General features: G+C 59.7%; 22 protein-coding genes. 18 read left to right on the forward strand and 4 right to left on the reverse strand.

Annotated features, from left to right (window positions below; translation table 11 throughout):
• Positions 1-33 precede the first annotated feature (33 nt).
• From ACRER8_RS06435 to ACRER8_RS06455, 5 genes are all read left to right on the forward strand, one after another.
• On the forward strand, positions 34-795 hold the full coding sequence (locus ACRER8_RS06435) for an SDR family NAD(P)-dependent oxidoreductase (RefSeq protein WP_431745511.1): 762 nt from the start codon (positions 34-36) through the stop codon (positions 793-795).
• Positions 796-831: 36 nt separating this feature from the next.
• Positions 832-1,773, forward strand: coding sequence for a VOC family protein (locus ACRER8_RS06440; RefSeq protein WP_431745512.1), 942 nt, complete (start codon positions 832-834; stop codon positions 1,771-1,773).
• 1 nt (position 1,774) lies between these two features.
• Positions 1,775-2,656 (forward strand): fumarylacetoacetate hydrolase family protein, encoded by an 882-nt coding sequence (locus ACRER8_RS06445; RefSeq protein ID WP_431745513.1) that lies wholly within the window; start codon positions 1,775-1,777, stop codon positions 2,654-2,656.
• Positions 2,653-4,296: an MFS transporter gene (locus tag ACRER8_RS06450; RefSeq protein ID WP_431745514.1), complete on the forward strand. Its 1,644-nt coding sequence runs from the start codon at positions 2,653-2,655 to the stop codon at positions 4,294-4,296. Before ACRER8_RS06445 ends, ACRER8_RS06450 begins: the two co-directional genes overlap by 4 nt.
• A gap of 79 nt (positions 4,297-4,375) precedes the next feature.
• Positions 4,376-5,194, forward strand: a complete 819-nt coding sequence (locus ACRER8_RS06455) for an IclR family transcriptional regulator (RefSeq protein ID WP_431745515.1) — start codon at positions 4,376-4,378, stop codon at positions 5,192-5,194.
• 33 nt (positions 5,195-5,227) lie between these two features.
• On the opposite strand, the gene ACRER8_RS06460 is transcribed toward ACRER8_RS06455, so the two are convergent.
• Positions 5,228-6,418, reverse strand: coding sequence for a thiolase family protein (locus ACRER8_RS06460; protein ID WP_431745516.1), 1,191 nt, complete (start codon positions 6,416-6,418; stop codon positions 5,228-5,230).
• Positions 6,418-6,816, reverse strand: coding sequence for a Zn-ribbon domain-containing OB-fold protein (locus ACRER8_RS06465; RefSeq protein WP_431745517.1), 399 nt, complete (start codon positions 6,814-6,816; stop codon positions 6,418-6,420). The genes ACRER8_RS06460 and ACRER8_RS06465 overlap by 1 nt, the downstream gene beginning before the upstream one ends.
• A gap of 147 nt (positions 6,817-6,963) precedes the next feature.
• On the opposite strand from ACRER8_RS06465, the gene ACRER8_RS06470 reads away from it, so the two are divergent.
• From ACRER8_RS06470 to ACRER8_RS06485, 4 genes are all read left to right on the forward strand, one after another.
• Positions 6,964-7,698 (forward strand): SDR family NAD(P)-dependent oxidoreductase, encoded by a 735-nt coding sequence (locus tag ACRER8_RS06470; RefSeq protein ID WP_431745518.1) that lies wholly within the window; start codon positions 6,964-6,966, stop codon positions 7,696-7,698.
• Positions 7,695-8,684 carry a fumarylacetoacetate hydrolase family protein gene (locus ACRER8_RS06475; protein WP_431745519.1) on the forward strand — a complete coding sequence of 330 codons (990 nt, stop codon included), beginning with the start codon at positions 7,695-7,697 and terminating at the stop codon, positions 8,682-8,684. Before ACRER8_RS06470 ends, ACRER8_RS06475 begins: the two co-directional genes overlap by 4 nt.
• Positions 8,685-8,801: 117 nt before the next feature.
• Positions 8,802-10,211 carry a Rieske 2Fe-2S domain-containing protein gene (locus ACRER8_RS06480; protein WP_431745520.1) on the forward strand — a complete coding sequence of 470 codons (1,410 nt, stop codon included), beginning with the start codon at positions 8,802-8,804 and terminating at the stop codon, positions 10,209-10,211.
• Between the two features lie 50 nt (positions 10,212-10,261).
• Positions 10,262-10,867 (forward strand): aromatic-ring-hydroxylating dioxygenase subunit beta, encoded by a 606-nt coding sequence (locus tag ACRER8_RS06485; RefSeq protein WP_431745521.1) that lies wholly within the window; start codon positions 10,262-10,264, stop codon positions 10,865-10,867.
• Positions 10,868-10,977: 110 nt separating this feature from the next.
• On the opposite strand, the gene ACRER8_RS06490 is transcribed toward ACRER8_RS06485, so the two are convergent.
• Positions 10,978-11,727 carry a DUF2889 domain-containing protein gene (locus ACRER8_RS06490; protein WP_431745522.1) on the reverse strand — a complete coding sequence of 250 codons (750 nt, stop codon included), beginning with the start codon at positions 11,725-11,727 and terminating at the stop codon, positions 10,978-10,980.
• A gap of 126 nt (positions 11,728-11,853) precedes the next feature.
• On the opposite strand from ACRER8_RS06490, the gene ACRER8_RS06495 reads away from it, so the two are divergent.
• Entirely contained in the window at positions 11,854-12,654 is an 801-nt protein-coding gene (locus ACRER8_RS06495) for an SDR family NAD(P)-dependent oxidoreductase (RefSeq protein ID WP_431745523.1), read from the forward strand.
• Positions 12,655-12,696: 42 nt separating this feature from the next.
• Here the strand turns inward: ACRER8_RS06495 and ACRER8_RS06500 are convergent, their stop codons facing one another.
• Entirely contained in the window at positions 12,697-14,337 is a 1,641-nt protein-coding gene (locus ACRER8_RS06500; RefSeq protein ID WP_431745524.1) for an ATP-dependent acyl-CoA ligase, read from the reverse strand.
• Positions 14,338-14,520: 183 nt separating this feature from the next.
• Between ACRER8_RS06500 and ACRER8_RS06505 the strand changes: the two genes are divergently transcribed.
• From ACRER8_RS06505 to ACRER8_RS06540, 8 genes are all read left to right on the forward strand, one after another.
• Complete coding sequence (locus ACRER8_RS06505) at positions 14,521-15,285, forward strand: TetR/AcrR family transcriptional regulator (protein ID WP_431745525.1); 765 nt, start codon at positions 14,521-14,523, stop codon at positions 15,283-15,285.
• Between the two features lie 358 nt (positions 15,286-15,643).
• Positions 15,644-16,723, forward strand: coding sequence for an amidohydrolase family protein (locus ACRER8_RS06510; protein ID WP_431745526.1), 1,080 nt, complete (start codon positions 15,644-15,646; stop codon positions 16,721-16,723).
• On the forward strand, positions 16,723-17,592 hold the full coding sequence (locus ACRER8_RS06515) for a fumarylacetoacetate hydrolase family protein (RefSeq protein WP_431745527.1): 870 nt from the start codon (positions 16,723-16,725) through the stop codon (positions 17,590-17,592). The genes ACRER8_RS06510 and ACRER8_RS06515 overlap by 1 nt, the downstream gene beginning before the upstream one ends.
• Positions 17,589-18,494: a 3-hydroxyacyl-CoA dehydrogenase gene (locus tag ACRER8_RS06520; protein WP_431745528.1), complete on the forward strand. Its 906-nt coding sequence runs from the start codon at positions 17,589-17,591 to the stop codon at positions 18,492-18,494. The genes ACRER8_RS06515 and ACRER8_RS06520 overlap by 4 nt, the downstream gene beginning before the upstream one ends.
• A complete protein-coding gene (locus ACRER8_RS06525) occupies positions 18,491-19,666 on the forward strand; it encodes a thiolase family protein (protein ID WP_431745529.1) in 1,176 nt (391 codons plus the stop codon). Before ACRER8_RS06520 ends, ACRER8_RS06525 begins: the two co-directional genes overlap by 4 nt.
• Positions 19,663-20,205 carry a carboxymuconolactone decarboxylase family protein gene (locus ACRER8_RS06530; RefSeq protein ID WP_431745530.1) on the forward strand — a complete coding sequence of 181 codons (543 nt, stop codon included), beginning with the start codon at positions 19,663-19,665 and terminating at the stop codon, positions 20,203-20,205. Before ACRER8_RS06525 ends, ACRER8_RS06530 begins: the two co-directional genes overlap by 4 nt.
• Positions 20,206-20,341: 136 nt before the next feature.
• Positions 20,342-21,616, forward strand: a complete 1,275-nt coding sequence (locus tag ACRER8_RS06535; protein WP_431745531.1) for a cytochrome P450 — start codon at positions 20,342-20,344, stop codon at positions 21,614-21,616.
• 186 nt (positions 21,617-21,802) lie between these two features.
• Positions 21,803-23,110: an amidohydrolase family protein gene (locus ACRER8_RS06540; protein ID WP_431745532.1), complete on the forward strand. Its 1,308-nt coding sequence runs from the start codon at positions 21,803-21,805 to the stop codon at positions 23,108-23,110.
• The last annotated feature ends 3 nt before the right edge of the window (positions 23,111-23,113 follow it).

The raw sequence follows: 23,113 nt of genomic DNA on the forward strand, positions 1-23,113 counted from the left end.
CAACCGTGTGGGCATGAACAGGGGAAGGAAAGGATGGCAGGTCGTTTGCAGGAAAAAGTGGTCTTGATCACCGGAACCGGTGGTGGACAGGGTCGCGTCGCGGCGCTGAAATTCGCTCGTGAAGGCGCAGTCGTGGTGGGGTGTGATACCAACGCCGGCGCGCACGAGGAAACTGCCGCGCTGATGCGTGCAGAAGGGCTGAAATTACACGGATCGGCACCCGTCGATCTTGGAGATCCTGAGCAAGCCAAGGCTTGGATCGAAGCAGCCGTGCAGGAACATGGCCGCATCGATGTGTTGTACAACAACGCTTCGGCGGCGAAATTCGGGCCGGTGAGCGAGCTGTCCATCGAGGACTGGCAATTCACCATGCGCAACGAAATCGATTTGCTGTTCTACACCACCAAATATGCTTGGAATCATCTGGCTGAACAGCGCGGCGTCATCATCAATATTTCCTCGACGGCAGGCTGGGGCGGTTCAAAAGTCGCAGGCATCAGCGCCCATGCTGCCGCCAAGGGCGCGGTCATTGCCTTTACCCGGCAACTGGCCGTTGAAGGCGCGCCGGTCGGGATACGCGCGGTCAGTATCAGCCCTGGTTTTATCGCCACGCCGGGCACCGCTGCTTTCATGGACAACCCGAAGGTTCGTGCAGCGCTGCTCGACGGCGTGTTGATGGACCGTCCCGGCGAACCGGAAGAAGTAGTTGCCATGGCGCTGTTCGTGGCATCGGCCGAAGCCTCATTCATCACAGGCTCGGATATCGTGATCGACGGCGGTCTGTTAGCTATCTGACCGACGCCTACCCAACAAGAACAACAGGTGCACTCAATGGACATCATCGGTATCGGTTATCTGGGTTTTGAAACGCCGAGTCTGGACGCCTGGCGCGACTATGGGCCGCAGGTCATGGGCTTCGGTATTGCGCCGTCGCCTGCCAGCGACAGTGAATCGCTGTATTTCAAGATCGACGATCGTCGTCATCGCTTTGCCTTCCATCCCGGCAAGCTCGACCGCCTGGCCTATATCGGCTGGGAGGCCATGGGCCGACAGGCATTCGATGCCGCGATCAAGACTTTCGAAGCCAATAACGTGGAGATCACCCGCGGCGATTCCGCACTCTGCGAACAGCGTGGCGTTCGCGAACTGATCCGCTTCCGTGATCCGGTTGGCTATCAGCACGAGCTGTTCTACGGCCAGAAGTGGACCCCGCGTTCATTCCTCCCGGGCCGCCCGCATGGCGGCTTTCTTGCCAACGAACGCGGGGCCGGGCATGTGGTCGTCATCACGCCCGAGTACACCGACGAGCTGGAAGACTTCCTGACGCGCATCATGGGGTTCCATTGGTACGGCGCCGGTGCCGGCAAAGGCCGCACAGGGTTCTTCCGCTCGAAGCTCAATCACCACACCAGCCATGACATCGCCTATGGCCACGGTGCCGGGCGTATGGGGGTGCAGCACGTCGGCCTGTTCGTCAACAGCATTCGCGATGTCGGTGAAACCTACGATATCGTCAAGAAACGTGAATTGCAGATGATGATGACCCTCGGCCAGCACACTCAGGATCCGCACCTTTCCTTCTATCACTTCACGCCCTCGGGTTTTGCCTTTGAGACCATCGCCGAAATCGAACCGTGGCAGGGCGATCCCTTCGAGCTCAACCCTGAGTCTCTGAGCTTGTGGGGTCATGAAATGGTCGGTCCGATTCTGGGGGCGAGCGTCAAGACCCCCGAAGAGGTCCTGGACCCTGAATACCTGGCGAGCAAACGCTGAGATGCGCCTGATCAGGGTCGAATATCGGGCGGAGTGCTTCTGGGCTCTGCTCGACACCAGCGCGACCTACCTGCAGCGGATCCGTGCACCGTTCGCCGAATGGGCTGCCGAGTATGCGACCCGAGGCAGCGCTGCTCTGGCGTTGGACAAGGTCGGCATCGCCCTGGCGCAGTGCCGCATCTTGCCGCCCCTCGAACCCGGGGCACGGGTATTTGGCGTGGGTCTGAATTACCTCAGTCATCTGCAGCATCTGGGCAGCACCGCCCCGGAACATCCGCTGGGTTATATCAAGCCGGAATCGGCATTGGTCGGAGCCACCGATGACATCCAGTATCCGGCGCTGACCGCGCAGCTCGACTATGAAGTCGAACTGGTCGCAGTCGTCGCGCGTCCCTTGGGTGATGAGCCGCACGCCAGTGCCTGTCTGCTGGGTTACACCTGCGGCAACGACATCAGTGCACGGGATGCCGGCAAACGCATCGGCCGTCTGGATCTGTTGACCCAGAAGGCCATGGATCGCACGACGCCGGTCGGCCCCTGGGTGGTTTCCCTCGACGAGTTCGGCAGCGGGCAACCGCAGCTGGACATAGAACTGGTGGTCAACGACGAACGGCGTCAGTTCGACAACACCCGGCAGATGCTCTTTCCCATCGATGAGCTGCTGAACTTCGTCGACGCCCGGATAACCTTGCAGCCGGGGGATTTGCTATTCACCGGCTCTACCCATGGCGTGGGCCTTGAGGACGGGCGTTTCCTGCAGCCGGGGGATCGGGTCGAAGTTCGCATCGAACGCATCGGCGGCATGAGCAACCGCGTCAGCGAGCCACGCATTCTCAATAGCTCGCGTGCAATGGGCCGGCTCGGCCAGCCCGTCTCGCCATGAATGACATTCCCGAAATGAGCCAGGACGAGCAACAGGCGCCTCACGTCCGGCCCGCATCAGCCTGGGCGCCGTTGCGCAATCGCAGCTTCCGCTGGCTTTGGTGTGGCGGCGCCATGGTCAATCTGGCGATCTGGATGCAGACCGTCGGCGCTGCCTGGATCATGACGCTGCTGTCGACCTCGCCGCTGATGGTCTCGCTCGTGCAGACTGCCATCGCCTTACCCGCGTTCCTGTTCGGCTTGCCCGGTGGGGTGATCGCCGACCTGGTCGACCGGCGCAAATGGCTGACGTTGACCCAGGGCGTCATGCTGATCGCGGCCGCGAGCCTGAGCACCTTGTCATCTCTCGATTTGCTGAGCGACTGGTCACTGCTGCTGTTCACGTTTTTGCTGGGCACGGGCAGCGCGCTAAGCATGTCGGCCTGGATGGTCACCATCGTCTCGGTTTTGCCACGCGATCAGGTGCCGGCGGCGGTTTCCCTCAACGGTATTTCTACCAATGCCGCGCGCGCGTTAGGGCCGGCCATTGCAGGTGCGCTGATCGGCTATTGGAGTGCGGCGTTGGTGTTCACGGTCATCACGGTGTGCCTGGCGCTGGTGATTCTGCTGGTGGCAGCCTTCACACCCAGACACACTCCCCAAGGTCTGCCATCGGAAAGCTTCGGCGCAGGCCTGCGCAGCGGTGTGCGTTATATCCGTCATTCGACGGTGCTGATCAGCGCGATGAAGCAGGTTTTCGTCTTTACCCTGAGCGCCAGCGCGCTGTGGGCGTTGATGCCACTGGTGGCCAAGCATGAACTGGGGCTGGATGCCGGGGGCTACGGCTTGCTGATGGGGTTTCTGGGAGCCGGCGCGGTGATTGCTGCATTCAATCTCACCGGAATGTATCGCCGGTTTGCGCTGCGGGTGCTGATCATCGCTGGGACTGTGGGTTTTGCCCTGGCAACGCTGGTGGCAGCGCTATCCCATAGCCGGCTGGCAGTATGCGCGATGCTGATGGTCGCCGGGATGTCATGGATGGCGGTCAACGCGACCATTTCGACCGTGGTGCAGACGTGCGCGGCGAACTGGGTACGCGCCAGAGTCGCTTCCGTGTACCTGCTGATGCTGATGGGTGCGATGGCCATTGGCGGAGGCATCTGGGGCGCACTCGCCGAATATCTGGGCTTGCGCCAGAGCCTGTTGCTGGCTGCGCTGACGCTGGTGCTGGGTCTTATGCTCACGCGCAACGGTCGGCTGGAACTGGGGCAGGAGGCTGATTACGCTAGCGCGATCCAACCGACGGATCGACTGTTGGTGCCTGAGCAATTGAACCCCGGCCCGGGCCCGGTCTCGATTGAACTGGCGTATCGGGTTGCACCGGTGGATCGCACGCGCTTCATCAAAATCGCCTATGCGGTCGGCCAGTCCAGACGCCGCAACGGGGCGACGAACTGGCGGCTGTATCACGATCTCGATGAAAACGGCCATTACGTCGAGCGTTTCATCGTCGACTCCTGGCTCGACTATCTGCGCCAGGAGTCACGCATCACGCAGGCCGACCAGCTGCTGGAGTCCACATTAAGCCAGTACCGCTGTGACGCGCAGGTATCGCGGCGCTACATCCATCAGCCACAGTCCGGCCTCCGCGAAAAGAGCTGATCGGTTTCAATATTAAACTGCTGGTACATCGGCGTTCTCAGGTTAGAATGCCGCATCGCTCGCTCACCCGGTATTCACGATGCCCCGTACCAAGACCGACAGCACTGCTTCGCAATCTCCTGAAACCGCTGACACTCCCGACGGCCAGAAGGGGGCGGTCAGCGTCAAGCCGGTTTCGAATGCCATTCGCATTCTTCGCCACCTTAGCCAGGGCGGAACCCCAGAGCGTTCGGTGGATCTGGCGCGTATTCTGGGTATCAACCCCAGTACCTGTTTCAACATCCTGCGCACGCTGGTCATGGAAGACGTGGTGGATTTCAACCCCCTGTCCAAGCGTTACTCAGCTGGGCTCGGTCTGGCGCGACTGGTCGAGCAGCTGGTTACCCAGGGCCAGCGCGTGGAGTTCGCCAAGCCAATGCTGCAGGATCTGGCCGCCCGCTTGCGGGTAACCGTAACCCTGTGGCGACGTATGGGCGCTGATCGTATTGTCATCGTCAGCTCTGCCGCCAGCCCGACCGATGTACGCATCGACATGGCCGAAGGGCAACGCCTGCCGATTCTGATGGGGGCCAGCGGCCGACTGTTCGCCACCCGGATGGACATGGAAGACGCCAAGCTCAAGGACGATTTCGACACCATCCGCTGGGCCCGCCCATTGCCGCTCGAGGTCTACCGCGAAGACGTGGCGCTTGCCGCCGAGCGCGGCTGGGCGGTGGATGACGGCTACTTTTCCATCGGCATTCTGGCGATTGCCGCCCCGGTCTTTTCGCCCTCCGGCAACATCGACTTCACGGTGTCCGCCGTGCTGTTCAGAGGTCAGCGCGATGAAGAGGGCATCGAAGAAATCGGCCGTACGCTGGTGGCTTTCTGCGCTGAGCTGAGCAAGGTGTTGTTCTAGACACGCTGCTCAGCCTTGTTTGATGAACGCGGTTCAGTCTTTGGCCAGCAGCAGGCTCCCTCCCAATGGGCCACCGCCGGCGGCCACGGCGGCGACAGTGTGTGGCCGCGTCTGACGGCCTTCGGCGCGGCCCCATAGCTGCAGACACGCCTCATGCACATAGCCAAGGCCGTGGGTGCGCCCGCCGGACAGCTGCCCGCCATTGGTGTTGATCGGCAACTGGCCGTTGAATGAAATACGCTGCCCGCCCTCGACGAACGCACCGCTTTCCCCAGTCGGGCACAGCCCAAGTGCCTCCAGCCAGATCATGGTCAGAATCGAAAATCCATCGTAGAGTTGCGCCGAGCCGACGTCGGCAGGCGTGTAGTCGGTGCGCGACCACATCATTCGGCCCACGTCGAATGCTGCCATCTGAGTCAACGAAATCTGATCCCAGGACCAGGGCTGATCGAGCGCCGCGCCCATGGCCTCGATGCGAATGGGCTGATGTCGCGTATCCGTCGCGGCGTCCCGACGAGACAGGACAATGGCAGTAGACGCATCGCAGTGCACATCACAGTCGAACATGCGCAACGGCGAGGAGATCATCCTCGAAGCCATGTAATCTTCCATGGTCATGGGCGTGCGATAAATCGCCTTGGGGTTGCGCTGCGCATTGGCGCGGCAGGTCAGGGCGATCTGTGCCAGTTGTTCCGGGCGGGTGCCGTACTCGTGGAAATGCCGTTGGGCATACAGGGCCATCAGGTTGATACCCGAATGCACGTCGAAAGGGGTGAACCACTGCCAGGCGTGACTGCTATCGCGACCCTGGGTCTTGGCGCTCAAAGCCCCAGCTTGTTTGTTGTTCAGCCGGGCCGATGCCTCAGTGATCGTGCGGAAGACCAGCACGTGGCGACACAGCCCCGCGGCAATGGCCATGGCAGCGTTGATCATCCCTGCCAGCGGGCCGGGGCCTTCGTATCCGGCGCCGAACCAGTTGACGTTCAAGCCAAGCGCGCTCTTCAAAGCACTCGGGCCGACCGGCGAAAAAGGATCGCCATTATTGTTGTCCCCCGGCCAGCAGGCCACACCGTCGATGTCCTCGCGGCTCAAACCGGCATCGGAAATGGCTTCAAGGCATGCCTCCAGCGTCAGGCGCATGGCCGATTTGCTGGAAGGCCGGGCTACCTCTGACTGGCCGATACCGGTGATGGCGACGTCTTTTTCGTAGCGATGATCGAACATCATTGATCCTTCTCGAACAGGGGCAGCCAGACATCCTCGATGTTTTCGAACCTGACATGCACGGGCATGCCAACGCCGACCGACAGCGGGTCACAGCCGACGACATTACTGAGAAAGCGTAAGCCGGGCTGTTCGATCAGCTCGATGATCGCCACTACGAACGGGGTATCCAGTTCGGGCGTCCATTGCTGATAATTGACCGTGAAGCTGGCGACCGAACCCTTGCCGGACACGGGGCGCGGCTTGACATCGAAGCTGGCGCAGCGCGGGCAGATGGGCGAGGGCGGATGAAAAAAGTGCGCGCAGGCCTCGCAATGGTGAATGAGCAACTGCCCGTGTTCGCCGCCCTGCCAGAAGGCGCGGTTATCGGCGGTCAATGCAGGGAGTTTTCTGGGCATAGGCGTGGAAGTCCGGATAGGTTTTATTGATTCCAGTCAACGAATGCACAGTATCATCTGTACATATTTTTAAAAAGTGTCTTATATTATCGTCACGCCGCGCTCACCCCTTCAGAGTGGGCCCAACAACAATAAGAGGAAATCGCGATGTCCAGTTCTCGCCAGGACCAGGCGTTTGAAGACACACCGTTGCACGCAAAAGTGATGGTCGTCACCGGTGGCTTCGGTGTTCTTGGAAAAGCGCTCGGTCAGCATTTGCGCGCCCGCGGTGCCCGGGTTGCGCTGCTGGATCGGGCCGAGACGACACAGGAAAAGGTCAATGACGACGGCGACATGCTTGCATTGGGAGGAGTCGATCTGACTTCTGTCGAGTCGGCAAACGTAGCGCTCAGACAAGTGGCTGAACATTTTGGCCGTATCGACGGCCTGGTCAATGTCGCCGGTGGTTTTGCCTGGGAAACCCTCGAAGGCGCAAGTCTGGCGACCTGGGATCACCTCTATCAGATGAACCTGCGCACAGCCGTCGTCGCTTCGCAGGCGATCCTTGAGCATCTGTTCGCCGCACAAGGGGGGCGAATCGTCAACGTCAGCGCTCAGGCGAGCATCAAGGCAGCTCTGGGGATGGGCGCTTATGCGGCGTCCAAGGCCGGTGTCGCACGTCTGACCGAAGCACTGGCCGAAGAACTCAAGGACCGCGGCATTACCGTCAATGCCGTGCTGCCCAGCATCATCGATACCCCGACCAACCGCGCCGACATGCCCGAGGCCGACTTCAGTCGCTGGGTAAGCCCGGTTCAACTGGCTTCGGTCATTGCCTTTCTGCTTTCCGATGAAGCAGATGCCGTGACCGGCGCCTGTCTGCCCGTGAGTGGCCGCGTATGAGGCTGGTGACGTTTACTCGGGACGATGGCGTCGAGCGTGCTGGCGCGTTGATTGATCAGGATCAATCGGTCGTCGACCTGCAAGCGGCCCACCGCGAGGTTCAGGGCGGCGAAAGTACCGCGCTGAGCAGCGTGCTGAAGCTGGTGGAAGGCGGCGAGCAGGCGCTGGAACTAGCACGCACGCTGCTGCGTAAATCACCGAGCCTCAGCGTTACCCCGCGCGATGAAGTGCGGCTGCGCGCCCCGATTCAGCCGCCTCCGCAGATGCGCGACTGTTCCTGTTTCGAACTGCATCTGCGTCAGGCATTCGCGGCGGCTCGGCGGTCGAGGGCGCTGCGCACTGAAGATCCGGAAGCCACTTTGAAAGCGATGAACACCCGCGCCGACGACCGGGTGATCGAAACATTCAATCGGCAGCCCATTTATTACAAGTGCAACCGCTTCGCAGTAATCGGTGCCGACGACGAATTCCTCTGGCCTTCCTTCAGCAAGGCACTGGATTTCGAACTGGAATTTGGTTGTTACATTGGCAAGAAAGGCAAGGACATTTCGCGGGAAGCCGCGCGCGAACACATCATCGGTTTTACCATCTTCAACGACATGAGCGCCCGCGACGCGCAGGCCGCCGAGATGCCTGGCATGCTCGGCCCGGCCAAGAGCAAGGATTTCGACACCGCCAACATCATGGGGCCTTGCCTGGTGACCGCTGATGAGCTGGGTGATCCTTATGACCTGGACATGGTTGCGCGGGTCAATGGCCAGGAGTGGGGCAGAGGTAATACGCGGGACATGCGCTGGCGCTTCGAAGATGTCATCGCCCACGTGTCACGCTCCGAGACGCTCTACCCCGGCGAATTTCTGGGATCGGGCACGGTTGGCAACGGATGCGGCCTGGAGCAGTTGCGCTATCTCAAGCCCGGTGACCGGGTCGAGCTGGAAGTTGAGGGAATCGGTGTGCTGCGCACGCAGGTCGGCAGCGCGCAGTAGGCGTGCCCAGGGATTGATTTGCCGGCGAGACAAACGCTAGCGCTATACATTATTTGTGAATCTGTCTTATATTCAACCGGCTCGGAGTAGCCGTGACACCCTGAACTGGAGGCCAACATGCTAACAAGAACAAGCCCCGTACTGTCTGATGGAACCAAGGTCGCAGACCTGATCTATCCCTCGACACGCGAAGTGCAGATGCGTGTATTGTCTGACCGCGAAATCTACGAAATCGAGATGGAGAAGATTTTCGGCAAAATCTGGGTCCTGCTTGGCCACGAGTCGGAAATTCCCAATTCCGGCGACTTCATGGTCCGGGACCTGGGTTCGGACTCGGTCATAGTCGCCCGCGACAAGGAAGGTGCGGTCCACGTCACCCTCAACGTCTGCCCTCATCGCGGCATGCGCATCAGCACTGCCGACTGCGGCAATACCCAGATCCATAAGTGCATCTATCATGGCTGGGCGTTTCGCCCCAACGGCGACTTCATCGGCTCGCCAGTGGATCGCGAGTGCATGCACGGCAAGATGCTGCCCAAGGAGCAACTGGGCCTGAAAAAGGCCAGGGTGACTCTCTACGGCGGTCTGGTATTCGCAACCTGGAACGTCGACGGACCGTCATTCGACGAGTTCCTCGGCGATGCCAAATGGTATTACGACATGCTGTTCCTGCGCTCGGACAAAGGCATGGAAGTGCTCGGCCCACCGCAGCGCTTCATCGTCAATGCCAACTGGAAGACTGCAGGCGAGCAATCGGCCGCCGATGGTTTCCACACTTTGACCCTGCACCGCTGGCTGGGTGAGGTCGGCAACTATGCGAAGAAGGACGAGAACGGCCAGAGTGCCGACCTGAGCCCGGAGATGTACGGCGTCGAGATCAGTTCGCCCCACGGCCATGCGCTGCGGTGTATCGACCTGGCTCGCAAGATCAAACGCCTGACCGGGCTCGACCCCGAAACCTTGACGGTAGAGCAGAAGCTGCAGGCCCTGCCGCCAGCCGGAATGACGGCTGACATGGTCGAACAATTGGCTCGAAACCTCAGTGAAGATCAGCTCAAAGTGTTGACTAGCATGCCGCCGCAAGTGGGCGGGATGTTTCCTAATATCCTCTTTGGTTTCGTCTACATCCCGCAGCCAGACGGCAGCGTGGTTGGCTCGATGACCCTGCACGCCTACGTCCCGCAAGGCCCGGACAAGCTGGAGTTCGTGAACTGGATCTTCGCCGAGAAAGACGCTTCGCCGGAACTGCGCGAGAAAATGCTCAAGCAGACCATTCAGCTGTTCGGCACCTCCGGCATGGTCGAACAGGATGACTCTGACACCTGGCCGCACATGACGCTTGCCGCGAAAGGGGCGATGGGGCGCAAAAGTACGCTCAAATATCAGGCCGTATTCGAAACGGGTGCGCCGCAAGGCTGGCCCGGCCCCGGAATTGTCAATGAGGGTTTCACCAAGGATGACACTCAATGGCACTGGTGGCTGTACTGGCATGAACTGATGACCGCGCCCGTAGAGGAAGATCAGTAAGTGCCCCCGCGCACCGTTATTCAACAACAATAAGATTCGGGGATTCATTCATGTCTGACACTCAATTGGCGGAGAAACCGCGGGTCGACGTACAGCAGCGCGGCGCCGACCATGTTCAACCGGGCTCGCCGCTGGGCATAAAGCGTGTGCCTATTGGCTCGCCGGTCTACAACCAGGTGGTCACGTTTCTGTATGAAGAGGCCACGCTGCTGGACCAGATCCGCTTGCAGGACTGGGCGTCTCGCCTGGCGACGGACCTGGTCTACACCGTGCCGCTGCGCCATACCCGCACGGCGGCCGAACTGTCCACGACCATCGTGCGCAGCGTGCAGCATTACCACGATGACTACCGGTCGATCATGGGGCGCATTCTGCGTCTTTCAGGAAAGAGCGCCTGGGCCGAAGACCCGCCTTCGCGTACGCGGCGGCTGGTGACCAACGTGTTCGTCGAAGAGACCGACAACGCCGACGAGTTCATCGTGACCAGCTATCTGCTCCTCACCCGCAGTCGTTTCAAGGATCACCACGTCGACATCATCAGCGGCGAGCGCCGTGATCTGTTGCGCGTGGACGGCGACAGCTTCAAGCTCGCCCGCCGTGAAGTCATCCTCGACCAGGCGGTACTGGGCACGCCGAACCTGGCGGTGTTCCTCTAAACGCCAGGCGTACTGAAAGCGTTCATTGTGTCGCTCCTTTAGCCTGCTGACTTGTTCAGCAGGCTTTTTTGTACTCTTTTTTTATAAAAGCAGCTTCGATGAGTCCAACTTTATCGGGTGGCGCTTGTGCACTCATGCAACCATTGCTGGTCGCTGGCGCACAGTGCTTCATTGCTCGCGATATCCCATGTCGACCCCACCATGCGCAGTGCCTGCGGCGCGCGAACGGTCTGCTGGGTGTAGCAGCGATCGGTGCTGGAGGCGTGGATCTGGCCATCCAGATTCTGTGTCTTGCCAATGGAAATCATGGTGCAGCGCCGCAGCAGCAACGCGGCTTCTGCGAGTTCCGGGGTTAGGGTGTTCAATGCCCAGCGCGCCATGCCTTCGCGAATATTCACACCGGCGAACGGTTCCGGGCCTTCGATGATCGCCCCACTGATTCGCCACTCCAGCAACTGCTTGCCGTTCAACTGCAGCATTGCTCGCGTTCGACCCTCTACCCGCAGTGGAACCTGAATGTCGTAGCGACGCAGTTGCGCGGGCCGTAATGCTGCAGCGACCGCCAGCCCGGCCAGATCCAGCAAATGCGTGCATTGCTGTCGCGCGTCGGTCTGCCGCGTCACCGAATGGGCAATGGGTGACAGCGCCATGCCCGACAGCGCCTGCAACGGCTCAATCGCCTGAGGGCAGGCGGAGTACGGAAATCTCAGGGCCTGGCCAGTGATTTGGCTTAGCACGCCGTGTTCATGGCGCAGGCAAACGCGGAAATGATGGAAATCGTCTTCGAGGGCGGCGCGAACTTCCCCGCTGTCGGTTTGGCCACTGGAAACAATCTCAATGCGGCGGCGAAACGTACTCATCCGGCTTATCCTTTTTGTCTGGCTGAGCGATTGGTTTTTATCGGTTTTATTTAGACACTATATCGGATAATGTTCATCTATGTAGCGATGGAATTCCTCTCGGACAACAACAAAAAAGGAGCGGCTATGGGCCTGCTGCGAGAACAAGTGGCGCTGATCACCGGCGCTGGTGGTGGTATCGGACGGGGCGTGGCATTGAGCTTTGCCAGGCAAGGTGCAGCGGTCGTGGTGGCGGAACTCGATGAGATCAGCGGCGCGGCGGTTGCCGAAGAACTCAAGGCTCTGGGTGCGCAGGCCCTGTTCATCAAGACTGATGTCAGTTGCAAAGCGGATATCCAGGCGGCAATAGATGCGGCCGTCAGCCATTTCGGCGGCCTGGACATCCTGGTGAACAACGCTTTCGCGCCAACGCCTAACGTGTTGCTGGAAGAAAAGACCGACGACATGCTCGAGCGCACGCTGAACTCCACGGTCTGGGCTGCCTGGTGGTCGATGAAGGCTGCATTTCCCCATATGCAGGCTCGGGGCGGCGGCAAGATCATCAACTTCTATTCCATCGATACCGAGATTGGCGCCTGGCTGCACGGCGACTACAACACGGCGAAATCCGCCGTGGTCGGGCTGACCCGCAGTGCTGCGTCGGAGTGGGGGCGTTTCAACATTCGCGTCAATGCGATCGCGCCCACGGCGATGGGCGCGACCTTCCACAAGCTGGCGGAGGAAAATCCGGGTTTCGCTGAAATGTCCGCCGGGCTACGTCCCTTGGGCCGTTGCGGCGAGCCGGAAGAAGACATTGGCCCTGTGGTCGTGTTTCTGGCATCCGAGATGTCGCGTTTCGTCACAGGCGAAACGCTACATGTAGATGGTGGTCTGCACCTGCCAGGCTACAACTCAAGGCCAAAGCATATCCCTGCGCGGGAGTACTGACGGGGCAAGAAACGCGGCGTGCCCGGCACGCCGCGTTATCCCTCAGCGCTTCGCGACCTTGATGTCGGTATCGTCGAGATCCCATGTCGTCGCGGTCTTGCCCTCATCGCGCAGCAGATATTTGAGGACCCGGCCCTGGGGGTTCTTCGGCAGGCTGCTGCGAAACTCGATGTAGCGCGGTAGCGCGTAGTAAGGCACGGTGTCCGCTGCCCAGTGAAACAGCGCTTCCGGCGCCAGCTCGGTGTTCTCATGCAACACCGCAGTGACTTTGACGTCATCCTCACCTTTGTCCGAAGGCACCGCGTGCACGGCTACTTCCGACAACGCCGGGTGAGTGGCGAATGCCGCCTCCATCTCGAAACTGGAAATGTTTTCGCCACGACGCCGCAGGTAGTCCTTCTTGCGGTCAACGAAGTAGAAGAAGCCCTCGTCGTCGAATTTGCCTACATCTCCGGTGTGGAACCACATGTTGCGCATCAGCTTGTGGGTGTCCTCCGGACGGCGCCAGTAGCCCTGAAACATGATATCCGGGCGTTGCGGCCTGACCACGATCTCGCCTGGCGTGCCAGCCGGCACTTCATTGTCTTGATCGTCGACAATGCGCACGTCGAAGTCAGCAATACGCTTGCCCGATGACCCCGGTGCCGCATATTCACCGGCGGCCAGCGACGTTACCACGCAGGCTTCCGTCAACCCGTACCCGTTTCCGCCAACCAGCCCGGTGCCGAAGCGTTCCCGCCAGATTTTCTTGGTCTCTTCTGTATACGGGTTGCCACGGGCGGTATGAATCTGTCCTCGGCAACGCAGCATGGCTTCGTTATCGGGCGCTTGTGCCAACAGACCACCCATGCCGCCGAGAATCGAGGCGATTGTCGCGCCAGAGCGCTCCACTTCGGGCCAAAAATTAGACACAGAGAAACGCGGCAGAATTGCCGCGCGCGCTCCCACCAGAATGCTGGCGATGATGCTGACGCAGAGCGCATTCATGTGAAACAGCGGCAGCGGCGTGATCGTTACATCGTTCTCGTTCGCGGGGCCCGCTCGCAGTTGCAGCCGGGCAAGGTTGCACATGAAGTTGTAACTGATCATGCAGCCTTTGGATGGGCCGGTGGTGCCGGAGGTATAGATCAGACAGGCGAGGTCCGACGGCTGAGGCTTGCGCTCGAAGGCGGAATCATCGGTGCCGCGGTATGCATCCAGTGGCTCTATCGGGAAAGGGCTTTGAGGTAACGCGTGCTGGCGACCGTTCGCGTCGCGGAACAACACACGCTCCACTTCCGTGAGCTGGCCTGCGATCGCGGTGATACGCGGCAGATAGTCGGCTTCGCAAATCACCAGATGCGTGCCGGTATCAGCGATCTGATGACGCAGGAATTCGCCTTTGAGTGCTGTGTTGATCGGCACGCTGACCGCGCACAGCTTGTTGATCGCTAGCCAGGTGACGACCGCATCAATGTTGTTGTCGAGCATCGTCAGCACCGTGGCGCCACCACAAACGCCAAGATCGGCCAAAGCGTGGGCCATCCTGTTGGAAAGCTGATCAACTTCCCTGTATGTGTATAACGTTCCACTGAAATCCAGCAAAACCCTGTCTGGAGCCCGTGCTACCGCTCGCTCCAATGCAGAAATTACCGTGTCTCTTTCACTTACCGCCCAGGCTTCGGGATTCCCAGTGCCACTCATGAATCTTCTCCTTTTTGTAGGCGCCCCGGTGAAGGTGCGCCTGAATCTTATTTTGGTGAGAGAATCGAATTCTATGGAAAGATTTAACGCTTGTCTCTAGGTAGAAGTTGAACAAATTCTCACTGAAATGCTTAATTCCTATGCTAACGTGGCACATCGAAATGTCCATGAGTCTGTTCATTTATGCCGAAAGCTCTAAAACAACAGGCCGAAGCCGCCGCGCCGAAGGCTACGTCTGCCGCCAAAAAGAAAGCGGCAACCCCTGCCAAGGCAACCCCTGCCAAGACAGCCCGCGCCGGCACCAAAGCGGCTGCGCCGACAGGCTCCGGCGTCACCGGAGCCGCCTTGCCGGGGAAGGTCAAACCCAATCGCCGATCGGAAGAAACCATCGCCAATATCCTTGCCGCCACTGAAGAGGTGGTGTTGCAGTCGGGTGCCGATCGCATCTCGATTCTGGATGTGTGCAAAGTCGCAGGTGTCTCACGCGGTACTTTTTATCGCTATTTTTCGTCTCAGGAAGATCTGCTCGACACATTCTCCCGTCACAAGCGGGACAGCTTCCACGTGTCACTGACAGCGGCGCTTGGGCGAATCGAAGATCCCGAAGCGCGGCTCAATGCCTTGTTCGTCTACCTGGACAACTACCTGGAGCAAAGCCGCGCACGACGCCTGCTGGTGGTAGCGCCGGATTACGCGCTGAGCTTCTTCAGACGAATCTTTCATGACTCGATCGTCCGGTTCCAGGACGTGCTCAACATTGTTTTCGACGACTGGGACAATAAGCTGGGCGTGCGTCTGGATCGCGAGCTTCTGTGCGAAATGATCATCCGCTATGTGCTTAGCGAAATCCTGGTGCCGGAAAGTGCCAGTCGGCGATTGTTGCCGGTGCGGGTCAAGAAGCTGGCCGCTGCAATGACCATGGGCTCGACTTCCCGTACCCGGCGTTGAATCGCCTTATTTAGACACTTTTCTAAACACGTGAACCGGCCCCTGCGCTTGCAGGGGCCGGTTTTTTTTTCGCCTCTGATTCGCCTCTGACCCCGAATTTCCGGTAGTGAACGTTGGACTCGCAGTGCGATCAGCGTCCGCGAGTGGCTCTGGCCCGGCCCTCGGAGCCAGGGCGACAAAATAAACTGAACACTATTTTGATTTATGCTCAAATTAATTTTATGCTTCGTTCAGACCAGAGCCGTGCGGGTCAATTTCCCGGGCCGCCTCCAGGGGCGATTCATGCACCGTGCTTCGGGTCAGCAATACCGAGAACAATCACAAAAACCAGAAAGTTCCTACGTAGAGGTCCCGGATTATGCTTATCGATCTTCACGCTCATGCTCCGCTCCCTGGCTATTACAACCAGCACCCGCATTGGGGCCCGTTTTTCGAACAGTGCGATGACGGTGATATCCGTTTGCGCGTCGGCAAATGGCAATTGACGCTGGGCTCCCCGGAACGCAAGGCCGCCGTACGTGCCGGCCAGGGATTGAAGCTTGAGGAATACATGGCCAAGTGGGCCGATCCGAAAGTCCGCCTGGCGGGTATGGATGCCGCTGGCCAGAATCTTCAAGTGGTGTCGGTTCCTTCCCACTGCTACATGTATTGGACTGAAGCCGAGTACGCAGTCCCTTATGCGCGCACGGTCAATGACACGTTCGCCGAATACTGCTCGGCCGCCCCCGATCGCCTGATGTTTTGGGCACACGCGCCGCTCAACGCGCCTGAAGCGGCGGCGGTGGAATTGCGCCGTGCCTGCACCAAACTGGGAGCCAAGGGCCTTTCTGCGGGCGGCGCGAACTTCGGTGGCCTGGAGTTCGACTCTCCGGAACTCGACGTGGTCTGGAAAACCCTGTGCGACCTCGACCTGCCGATGTTCATTCATGGTTACAACCAGTCGGTGACGTGGGGCGACCGCGCCAATGAGGACCGTTACGAAACCACGGCGATCGTCGGCATGCAGTACGACGAAACGCGCTGCTTCTGGAACCTGGTGTGTGGTGGCGTGCTGGATCGTTTCCCGGACCTGAAGGTGTACATCACCCATGGCGGCGGATATGTGCCGTATCAACTGGGTCGTCTGGCGCAGACCAACAAGAACCTCGATGTGGTTCACAACAAACGTCCCGTTCTCGACTACATGAAGAATTTCTATTTCGACGTCGAGCTGCATGAATTGCCGATGCGTCAGGCGTTGATCGAAGTCATCGGTGCCGATCAGATGGTCTACGGTAGCAATTTCGGCGGCAGCGATGCCGTACGCCACGACTTGACCCATGGCTTGAAACTCAGCGATGCCGACTTGCAGAAAATCCGTTGGCAGAACGCTTGCAAGTTGCTCCATCTGGATCCGGCAAAAATCGGCCAGGTCACACCTGCCAAGGTAGCGGTCTAATGAAATTGGCTCGCTGTTCCTATTTCGAGAGCGGCGTGTTCTGGGCGGTGGTCGATGTCCAGCAGGACATGGTCACGCCTATCGCCGGTGATTTCACCTCATGGGCGCCCAAGGTGGCGCGCGGTGCCGGAATCAGCGCATTGCGCTTTTCCGGACCACCGCTGGCCTTGTCCCAGGTCACGCTGCTGCCGCCGATCGAGCCGGTCAACCGGGTCGTGGTGGCAGGGGCGAATTATGCCAAGCACCTTGTGGAATTCGGTTTGTCGGCGCCATCACAACCTGTGGCCTTTCTCAAGGCTTATGGTGCGTTGATCGGCGCCAATGACCCGATTCGCTTTCCGCCGCTCACCAATGAGCTGGATCATGAGGTTGAACTCGTGGCGGTGATTGGCAGCGACGAGGTGGACCTTGACGATCCGCTCGCCTGCGTTCTGGGCTACACCGTCGGCAACGACGTCAGTGCACGGGACTTGCAGCGCAGCGGTCCGAAAGGAATCGGCATGGACCTGTTCGCCGCCAAGAGCCAGGACAAGACCACCGGTCTGGGCCCGTGGATTGTAACCAAAGATGAACTCCCAGGCGGTTCACCCGAGTTGCGTTTGACGCTCAAGGTCAACGGCCAGACGCGTCAGGACGGCAACACCGCGGACATGACCTGGGACGTGGGCGAACTGATCGCTTTTGTACAGCAGCGTTCCAGTTTCGCCTGTGGTGACGTGTTGTTCACCGGCTCGCCAGCTGGGGTCGGCATGGGCACGGGGATATTCCTCGATTCCGGAGATGTCGTAGAAGCGAGCATTGAAGGCATTGGTACCTTGCGCAACGTCGTGGGTGAAAAGTCACCCGTCAACTCGAAGGTCTCGGCATGAGCATTGATAAAAACAACAAAGTAGTGGTGGTCGGTGCGGGGCTGATGGGCACGGGCATCGCGCACGGTTTTGTCAGTTCCGGATTTCATACGGTGCTGGTCGACACCAACGCGCAGTCTCTGAGCAATGCCCGGGCGACCGTTGAAAACATTCTAAAAAACGGCGTCAGCCTCGGTAAGGTCTCGGCCGAGCAGGCTGACGCTGCAATGGCCCGGCTCAGCACTGCGGGCGATCTGGGCGAGGCGGCCAGCGGCGCCAACTGGCTGGTAGAAACCGTTTCCGAACAACTCGCGATCAAGAAAGCCATCGTCGCTCAGGCGGCACCTTTGATGGCGCGCGACGCGATTATCGCAACCAATACATCGGCACTCAGCGTCACCGAGATTGCGGCATCGATCGACAGCGCCGACCGGGTCATCGGCATGCACTTCTTCAACCCGGTGCACAAGATGAAGCTGGTCGAACTGGTTCGAGGGCTCGCTACCAGCGATGAAACCGTCGCACGCACGCGCGATCTGTGCGACGCCTTGGGCAAGACGTCGATCGTCGTCAACGAATCGCCAGGACTGACCACCAGCCGCATGTCCGCAATGCTGGGCAATGAGGCCATGTACATGCTGCAAGAAGGCATTGCCAGCGCCGAGGACATCGATACCGCATTACGCATGGGATTCAACCACCCCATGGGTCCGCTGGAACTGGGTGATCTGACAGGCTGGGACACGCGGTTGTCGGTGTTGCGCTACTTGCACCAGACCCTGGGCGAGAAATTTCGTCCCTGCCCGTTGATCATCAAAATGGTCGCGGCAGGGCGTCTGGGACGTAAGACCGGGCATGGCGTCTATCGCTATGAAGACAGCAAAGCTGTGCCAGGCAGCGGGCTGCGAGCGAGCGTGCTATGAAAGAGATCGTGATTGTCGATGCCCTGCGCACGCCTGTTGGCCGGTTTCGCGGCAGCCTGGCCGGGGTGCGGGCCGATCAGTTGGGCTCCTTGGTGATCAACGCTCTGGCCGAGCGCAATGACCTGTCCCCCGTGGCGGTCGACGATGTGATCTTCGGTTGCGTCACCCAGATTGGCGAGCAGTCGGCGAACATCGCACGTACTGCGCTGCTGGGCGCTGGCTGGCCGGACAGCATCCCCGGACTGACGCTGGACCGCAAATGCGGGTCGGGGGAAACGGCAGTACATGCGGCGGCGGGTTTCATTGCATCAGGGATGGCGCAGATCGTCGTCGCAGGCGGTGCCGAGAACATGAGTCGCGTACCAATGGGCAGTAACCGCGATCTGCACGGCGAGGCGTTCGGCTGGATGGTCAGCGAACGCTACGAGCTGACCAGCCAGGGCGAGGCGGCCGAGCGTATCGCCGAGAAATGGAATCTGAGCCGCGATGCGCTGGACGACTACGCCTACACAAGTCATCAGCGCGCGGCGAAGGCCAGCGATGCCGGTTACTTCGACAGCCAGTTGGTGCCGGTGCCAGTCGAATCATTGCGCGAAAGAAATCTGACGGATCCGGCGATGACGCTCGTCTCCGACGAAACCATCCGTCGCGATACTTCACGTGAGAAGTTGTCCACGCTGAAAACCAGTTTCCGCCCGGACAATGGCCGGATCACCGCCGGTAACGCGTCGCAGATATCCGACGGCGCTGCCGCTCTGTTGATCATGGATGCCGAGGCTGCCCGGCGCCACGGGCTCAAACCTCGCGCCCGAATCGTCGCCTTTGCCACCGTGGGCACCGACCCGACCCTGATGCTGACCGGTCCCATCGAGGCCACGGCCAAGGTGCTCAAGAAAGCAGGGTTGCAGCTCGATGACATTGACCTGTTCGAGGTCAACGAAGCGTTCGCATCGGTTCCGCTGGCCTGGATGCATGAGACCGGGGTCAGTCATGAGCGGCTGAACGTCAACGGTGGGGCCATTGCGCTGGGGCATCCATTAGGTGCCAGTGGTGCGCGTCTGATGACTACGCTGCTGAACGAGCTGGAACGGCGAGGTGCCCGATATGGACTGCAGGCGATCTGCTGCGCCGGCGGCCTGGGCACGGCAACGATTATCGAGCGTCTGGTTTGAACGCGGGGCGGGGCGATGCCCAGAGCGTCAGCAAAGCGCGCATACCGCCGCTTGCCCTGGACTTGTTGCCAGTCGATCTGCTTGAGGCGATCGACCGCGGCCTCGCCAGCCGGATGCTCAGTACCAGCCGTCCTGTGCTGGGGTGGGCGCATCGCCCGAAAGTGGCGATGGCCTGGCTGGAGCTGATGGAAAGCCTGCATCAAGACAGCCTGCTCGACGAGCGCCTGCGCGAACTGGTGCGATTGAAGATTGCCAGCCTGACGCAGTGCCGGGCCTGTCAGCTGGCGCGCAAATCAGAGCAGGTTGATGAACGGGATATTGCATGCATTGCCACCGATAGCGAGCACTTCACGCCCGCCGAACGCGCAGCGCTGAGTTTCGCTGATCTGTTCGCCAGCGATTACCAGTCCATCGGCGATGAGCATTTTCAGCGCTTGGGATGTTTTTTCGATACGGCACAGATTGTCGAGTTGAATTTCTATTGCGCGCTGATGCTGGCGGGCGGACGCATGACCTATGTGCAGCAGCAGGCGTATTGAGGGGCGACTGGCGAATAACGAGTCAGATATCTAAATTGTGTTCACGTGATTTGCGATTTACCTAGACTCACCCAATCCTTGCGCCATTTAGCCCCGGTGCATCAGTCCATAATGAACAATAAGAAAGGAGAAGATCATGTCCGTTCAGGCGCAAAGCAATCTGAACAAGGAATTCGCCAACGTCGCGAGCAATTACCGTGGCAGCGATGTTGACCTGCAGGCCGTTTATGCGCAGGCGCGCAAGAACACGCCGATTCTGGAAGGCAATTTCATGGCCAGCCTTGGCGTGCCATCGATTGCGGGGCTTGACCCCAACCGTCCTACTTTCACCTTGTTCAAATACGATGACGTCATGGCGGTGATGCGTGACGCGAAGAACTTCACCAGCGGATTCATTGCCGAAGGCCTGGGAGCATTCTTCGACGGGCTGATTCTCACGGCGATGGACGGTGACGCGCATAAAAACATTCGCAACCTGTTGCAGCCGGTGTTCATGCCTGAAACCGTCAATCGCTGGAAGGAAACCAAGATCGATCGGGTGATCCGCGAGGAATACATCAAACCGATGGTGGCAGCCAAATCCGCGGACCTGATGCACTTCGGCCTGTACTTCCCGATTCGGGTGATTTATGCGCTGATCGGTTTTCCTGAAGACAAGCCCGAGGAAATCGAACAGTACGCCGCATGGGCGCTAGCCATTCTCGCGGGGCCCCAGGTGGACCCTGAGAAGGCCGCCGCTGCACGCGGTGCCGCCATGCATGCGGCTCAAGCTCTGTACGACGTGGTCAAAGTGGTAGTCGCCGAGCGTCGGGCGCAGGGCGCGGCGGGTGATGATCTGATCAGTCGCCTGATTAGCGCGGAATATGAAGGCCGCTCGCTGGACGATCACGAAATCGCGACGTTTGTCCGCTCTCTGTTGCCGGCAGCCAGCGAAACCACGACACGCACATTCGGCACGCTGCTGACTTTGCTGCTGCAAAACCCGCAGACCCTGGAGCGGGTGCGTAACGACCGCAGCCTGGTCAGCAAGGCGATTGACGAGGCGGTGCGTTTCGAACCGGTCGCCACCTTCAAGGTCCGCCAGACGGCGCAGGATACCGTCATCCGGGGGGTGCAGATTCCCAAGGGAGCGATGGTGCAGTGCATCGTGTCCTCGGCCAATCGTGACGAGGATGCGTTCGATAACGCCGACCAGTTCGACATCGACCGCAAGCCGCGTCCCTCGTTCGGCTTCGGTTTCGGACCGCACATGTGCATTGGTCAGTTCGTTGCCAAGACCGAAATCAACTGCGCGATCAATGCGATCCTGGACCTGCTGCCGAACATCCGCCTCGATCCCGACAAACCGGCACCGCAGATTGTCGGCGCTCAGCTGCGTGGCCCCCATGAGGTTCATGTGATCTGGGATTGACACGCTGCGCTTCACGATTTGCTTCACCAAAGCCCGTGCCTGAAAAGCACGGGTTTTTTTCGCCCTGCCGAAATAGCGTTTCATCTGAATTTATATGAACACAATCAAATAAAGTGTTTAATTTAGCGGGAGTGTGATCTATGATTCAGACACAACAACAAACAACCCGTTACGAAGGGAAGAACAATGAAAATTGAAGATCTGATTCTCGTCAGCGTCGACGACCACGCCATCGAGCCGCCGAACGCATTCGCCCGTCACATGCCCGTGCGCTTCAAGGGCCGCGAACCCCATGTGGTCAAGTCCGGCGATCGCGATGTCTGGGTATTCGAGGAACAGGCTACCGGATACATGGGCCTGAACTCGGTGGTCGGGCGTCCGAAAGAAGAATATGGCATGGAGCCATTGGGTTACGAGCAGATGCGCCTTGGTACCTGGAGCATCAAGGACCGCGTCGATGACATGAGTGCCAATGGTGTGCTCGGCTCGTTGTGCTTCCCGACGTTCCCTGGTTTTGCCGGGCAACGCTTTCAGATGCACGCTGATCGCGATGTGTCGCTGGCAGCGATTCAAGCCTATAACGACTGGCATTTGCATGACTGGTGCAACGCTGCGCCAGGTCGCTTCATCCCGCTGATGCTGGTGCCGTGGTGGGACATGCAGGCCGCCGCCGCAGAAGTGAATCGCATGGCCAGGCAGGGCGTGCACGCGCTGTCGCTCTCCGATAACCCGGCGATCCACGGCTACCCATCGATTCACAGTGACTACTGGGATCCGCTGTGGAAGGCCTGCTCCGACAACAAGGTGGTGATCTGCTGCCATATCGGCACCGGCGTCAAGGCCAATCATGCCTCCGACCTCTCGCCGATCGATGCGTGGATCACCTCCATGCCGATCTCCATTGCCAACTCCGCGGCCGACTGGATCTGGGCGCCGATGTGGAAGAAATTCCCCGATCTGCGTATGGCGCTGTCCGAAGGCAGCATCGGCTGGGTTCCGTACCTGCTCGAAAGGGCCGACTTCACCCATCGCCACCACAAGGCCTGGACCAACTCTAACTTCGGCGAAAAGATGCCGAGTGATATCTTCCACAAGCACATCATCACCTGCTTCATCGAAGACAAGTTCGGCCTGCAGAACCTGAGCTTCATGAACGAGGACATGGTGACCTGGGAAAGCGACTATCCGCACTCTGACTGCACCTGGCCTGAGTCGCCGGAGACCGCGTGGGATGGCCTGAAACATCTGCCGGAACACACCATTAATAAACTGACTCACCTCAATGCCATGCGTGAGTTCTCGTACGATCCGTTCGCCATTCTGGGCCGTGAAAACTGCACCGTTGGCGCGCTGCGCGCTCAGGCCACCCACGTGAAGGTCGAACCCGCGCTGGGACTTGGCGGCGCAGACCACGGGCGTGAAGATGGCCGGCCTGTCACCTCCGGCGACATCAATGCCATGTTCGAAAAAGCGGACGCTGGCACGGCGCTCTGACGC

Source organism: Pseudomonas sp. (assembly GCF_050739935.1).
Lineage (GTDB): Bacteria > Pseudomonadota > Gammaproteobacteria > Pseudomonadales > Pseudomonadaceae > Aquipseudomonas.

What these genes read in the sequence shown, in the direction of transcription:
- ACRER8_RS06435 (WP_431745511.1), top strand. Translation starts at nt 34, where the DNA reads ATGGCAGGTCGTTTGCAGGAAAAAGTGGTCTTGATCACCGGAACCGGT.
- ACRER8_RS06440 (WP_431745512.1), top strand. Translation starts at nt 832, where the DNA reads ATGGACATCATCGGTATCGGTTATCTGGGTTTTGAAACGCCGAGTCTG.
- ACRER8_RS06445 (WP_431745513.1), top strand. Translation starts at nt 1,775, where the DNA reads ATGCGCCTGATCAGGGTCGAATATCGGGCGGAGTGCTTCTGGGCTCTG.
- ACRER8_RS06450 (WP_431745514.1), top strand. Translation starts at nt 2,653, where the DNA reads ATGAATGACATTCCCGAAATGAGCCAGGACGAGCAACAGGCGCCTCAC.
- ACRER8_RS06455 (WP_431745515.1), top strand. Translation starts at nt 4,376, where the DNA reads ATGCCCCGTACCAAGACCGACAGCACTGCTTCGCAATCTCCTGAAACC.
- ACRER8_RS06460 (WP_431745516.1), bottom strand. Translation starts at nt 6,418, where the DNA reads ATGTTCGATCATCGCTACGAAAAAGACGTCGCCATCACCGGTATCGGC.
- ACRER8_RS06465 (WP_431745517.1), bottom strand. Translation starts at nt 6,816, where the DNA reads ATGCCCAGAAAACTCCCTGCATTGACCGCCGATAACCGCGCCTTCTGG.
- ACRER8_RS06470 (WP_431745518.1), top strand. Translation starts at nt 6,964, where the DNA reads ATGTCCAGTTCTCGCCAGGACCAGGCGTTTGAAGACACACCGTTGCAC.
- ACRER8_RS06475 (WP_431745519.1), top strand. Translation starts at nt 7,695, where the DNA reads ATGAGGCTGGTGACGTTTACTCGGGACGATGGCGTCGAGCGTGCTGGC.
- ACRER8_RS06480 (WP_431745520.1), top strand. Translation starts at nt 8,802, where the DNA reads ATGCTAACAAGAACAAGCCCCGTACTGTCTGATGGAACCAAGGTCGCA.
- ACRER8_RS06485 (WP_431745521.1), top strand. Translation starts at nt 10,262, where the DNA reads ATGTCTGACACTCAATTGGCGGAGAAACCGCGGGTCGACGTACAGCAG.
- ACRER8_RS06490 (WP_431745522.1), bottom strand. Translation starts at nt 11,727, where the DNA reads ATGAGTACGTTTCGCCGCCGCATTGAGATTGTTTCCAGTGGCCAAACC.
- ACRER8_RS06495 (WP_431745523.1), top strand. Translation starts at nt 11,854, where the DNA reads ATGGGCCTGCTGCGAGAACAAGTGGCGCTGATCACCGGCGCTGGTGGT.
- ACRER8_RS06500 (WP_431745524.1), bottom strand. Translation starts at nt 14,337, where the DNA reads ATGAGTGGCACTGGGAATCCCGAAGCCTGGGCGGTAAGTGAAAGAGAC.
- ACRER8_RS06505 (WP_431745525.1), top strand. Translation starts at nt 14,521, where the DNA reads ATGCCGAAAGCTCTAAAACAACAGGCCGAAGCCGCCGCGCCGAAGGCT.
- ACRER8_RS06510 (WP_431745526.1), top strand. Translation starts at nt 15,644, where the DNA reads ATGCTTATCGATCTTCACGCTCATGCTCCGCTCCCTGGCTATTACAAC.
- ACRER8_RS06515 (WP_431745527.1), top strand. Translation starts at nt 16,723, where the DNA reads ATGAAATTGGCTCGCTGTTCCTATTTCGAGAGCGGCGTGTTCTGGGCG.
- ACRER8_RS06520 (WP_431745528.1), top strand. Translation starts at nt 17,589, where the DNA reads ATGAGCATTGATAAAAACAACAAAGTAGTGGTGGTCGGTGCGGGGCTG.
- ACRER8_RS06525 (WP_431745529.1), top strand. Translation starts at nt 18,491, where the DNA reads ATGAAAGAGATCGTGATTGTCGATGCCCTGCGCACGCCTGTTGGCCGG.
- ACRER8_RS06535 (WP_431745531.1), top strand. Translation starts at nt 20,342, where the DNA reads ATGTCCGTTCAGGCGCAAAGCAATCTGAACAAGGAATTCGCCAACGTC.
- ACRER8_RS06540 (WP_431745532.1), top strand. Translation starts at nt 21,803, where the DNA reads ATGAAAATTGAAGATCTGATTCTCGTCAGCGTCGACGACCACGCCATC.